The organism is Aminobacter sp. P4_H6_2, from assembly GCF_056400805.1.
Window position 1 is genome coordinate 1 of the sequence record NZ_JBFUKO010000654.1, and the last position, 2,894, is coordinate 2,894.

The window sequence follows — 2,894 nt, forward strand, 5'->3', positions numbered from 1 at the left end:
TTGCACCACCGGGCACATGCACCATCGCATGATGCGCGACCGGCAGGCGGCCTGCCCCACTCTCGAAAACATGGGTCTGATAGACGACGGGCTGGCCGGGACAAAGCATGATGTGCTTGGTCAGCCGCGCGCCCGCCACGGCTTCACGCAGACTGTAGGTCGCGGTGACAACACCGTCTGCAGCGACAGTGCGGCCCGCATCGTCCCAGGTGCCGTTTGCCGACCAGCCATGGATCGGCACGCCTGGCTCGCTTTGCGCGAAGGGCGCACAGAAGAAGTCTCCCGCCAGCCGCCGCTCGACTGGCGCGACATGATCGGGYAGCACCTCGCCGCTGTTCACCCACGGCGCGCGGTGCAGCGGGCGCAATGTTTGCCCGCCGGCTTCGATGACAACTTCATCGATGACACCACCATCCTTGTCGAAGCGAACCGAAATGCCGTCAGTCGAAATCATGTCCATGCAAATCTCGCCAGCAAATGAGGGCATTTTCAGTGGGGATCGCGGCCTATTCGTTCGGGATGTTCTCGCGGAAAACCGACTGGATCCGGATCGTCGCCGGCGAGATGTTGGCCTCGTTGCGGATCGCGCGGACCAGCCGGTCGATCGCCTCGCGCGCCGTCACCTGCGCATTCTGGTCGATCGCCGCATCCATCACGCCGCTCAAAAGATATTGGCGCGTGTTGTCGGTCAGGTCGTGACCAATGAAGATCACCGACTTGTCGCGGCCCTTCTCGGTCAATGCCCGAGCCACGCCCTCCTGGCCTGCACCGATGCAATAGATCGCCAGCAGGTCGTCGTGCTCTTCCAGCAGCGCCCGCACTTCATCATAGGCGCGGTCGGGATCTTCCTGCACTTCGCGCACCGCCACGACGTCAAGCTTGGGGAAGCTTTCGAGCAGCACATGCCGAAATCCCATCTCGCGCTCTTCATGGCCGCGATAGGCGAGCGCACCGGCAATCAGCGCCACCTTGCCCGAAGCGCCTGGCAGGAAGCGCCCGATAAGATAGCCCGCCAGCCGGCCAGCGGCGCGGTTGTCGATGCCAACATAGTTCATGCGCCCGACATGGCTGATGTCGGAGACCAGCGTGAGCACGGGAATGCCAGTGCCGATCAGCTTGCGCACGGCCTCGCGCACCGACGGACTGTCCAGCCCGATCAGCCCGACGCCCTGGCAATCGGCGCGCAGGCTGCCAAGCTTTTCGGCGATCTGCTCGGGATTGAGACCCTCGAGCTGATGGATGACAATGTCGACATCGCCACGCAGTTCCGCCCGCCGCTCGATCTGGCGCACAAGATCGGCCATGAACTCGTTGCGCCCACCAGGCAACACGAAGTCGAGGCGAACAGTACTCGCCGATGTCGCGGCAGTTCCGCCCGCTAGGTTGGCGGCGATGGACAGGACATGAGTTCGGGTGTGCTCCTGCACGCCGGGGCGGTTGTTCAGCACCCGGTCCACCGTCGCCTTGGAGACTCCGGCCAGCCGCGCGATGTCGTCCATTTTGGGTCGCGTGCTGTCCAACATCATCCTCGCCGGCTTGTGCCTTTTCGCCGGTAAACTACGGCGGCCCTCTGGAGCGGTCAACGCCAAGCAAACGTCAAAATGATGTATTGCACGGCATTCGACGAATGCAGCCACCAGCCGAGGTAAAAGGCCATACAGGCATCCAGCTGCGGCCCGCGATTCGCGCTTGACGCCTAGTATGCGCTGTCGCTAGCATCAAAATGACACATCATAATGATGTACTTTAAAACTGCGCGACGCGCAGCGGAACAGCAGTAGAGATGACGCCGACGCCAAGAGACTACAGCCTGATCGGACGCGACGCCGCCCTTGCCGAAGCCAACGGCATGGCAGCCGCCGAATGGTATTCCTGCCCGATCCCGCGCAAGGAACTGAAGGAGCTGATGAAGCGCTCCGATGGCCCCGCTTTGCGCGACACGGCGATCTGGATTTCGGCACTGGTGATTTCGGCAGCCGGCGGCATCTTTTTCTGGGGCAGCTGGTGGGCAGTGCCTTTCTTCCTTGTCTATGGCGTGCTTTACGGCTCCTCCAGCGACAGCCGCTGGCATGAGGCGGGGCACGGCACGGCGTTCAAGACACGCTGGATGAACGACGTGCTCTATTACGTCGCGAGCTTCATGATCCTGCGCGAGCCGACCGTCTGGCGCTGGAGCCACACCCGTCATCACACCGACACCATCATCGTCGGGCGCGATCCCGAGATCGCAGTCCCCCGTCCGCCCGATGTCATCGGCCTGATGCTCAACATCTTCGCGCTAAAGAGCAGCCTGCTTACGCTGAAGGGACTTTTCATCCATGCCGCCGGGCGGCTGAAGCCGGATGAGGAAACCTTCATCCCCGAGATGGAGCGCTGGAAGGTCTATCTCGTCGCCCGCATCTATCTCGCGATCTTCGCCGCCGTAGCCATCGCCTGTTTGTGGATGGGCAGCATACTGCCGGCCATGCTGATCGGCCTGCCCAGCCTCTATGGCGGCTTCATGACCATCTATTTCGGGCTGACACAGCATGCCGGCTTGGCCGAGGATGTGCTCGACCACCGGCTCAACTCGCGCACCATCTACATGAACCCGCTGTTCCGCTTTCTCTACTGGAACATGAACTATCATGTGGAGCACCACATGTTCCCCATGGTGCCCTACCACGCGCTGCCCAGGCTGCATCAGGCGATCAAGGACGATTGCCCGGAGCCCTACCCCAGCACGATCGCCGCCTATCGCGAGATCATCCCGACCATCCTCAGGCAGGTCAAAGAGCCCGCCTATCACGTCGTGCGTTCGTTGCCGGCCGGCAAGACGCCGGTGCCCTACAATCACGGCGCCATCATCAATCCGGCCGAATAGGAGAGGTCATTGCCTCAAGACTGGATCACCG

2 protein-coding genes and 1 pseudogene are annotated in these 2,894 nt (G+C 62.2%); 1 reads left to right on the forward strand and 2 read right to left on the reverse strand.

The window, feature by feature from the left end; translation table 11 throughout:
* Both AC1DUU_RS28120 and AC1DUU_RS28125 read right to left on the reverse strand, forming a co-directional pair.
* Positions 1-460: pseudogene (locus AC1DUU_RS28120) on the reverse strand (hypothetical protein); the annotation flags it as partial.
* 46 nt (positions 461-506) lie between these two features.
* Positions 507-1,499 (reverse strand): LacI family DNA-binding transcriptional regulator, encoded by a 993-nt coding sequence (locus tag AC1DUU_RS28125; RefSeq protein WP_476786629.1) that lies wholly within the window; start codon positions 1,497-1,499, stop codon positions 507-509.
* Between the two features lie 284 nt (positions 1,500-1,783).
* Here AC1DUU_RS28125 and AC1DUU_RS28130 point away from each other — a divergent pair, with 284 nt between their 5' ends.
* Positions 1,784-2,863, forward strand: a complete 1,080-nt coding sequence (locus AC1DUU_RS28130; protein ID WP_476786630.1) for a fatty acid desaturase family protein — start codon at positions 1,784-1,786, stop codon at positions 2,861-2,863.
* The last annotated feature ends 31 nt before the right edge of the window (positions 2,864-2,894 follow it).

Bases quoted from the DNA above. Each gene is read 5' to 3' on its own strand.
- AC1DUU_RS28125 (WP_476786629.1), bottom strand. From the start codon at position 1,499: ATGGACGACATCGCGCGGCTGGCCGGAGTCTCCAAGGCGACGGTGGAC.
- AC1DUU_RS28130 (WP_476786630.1), top strand. From the start codon at position 1,784: ATGACGCCGACGCCAAGAGACTACAGCCTGATCGGACGCGACGCCGCC.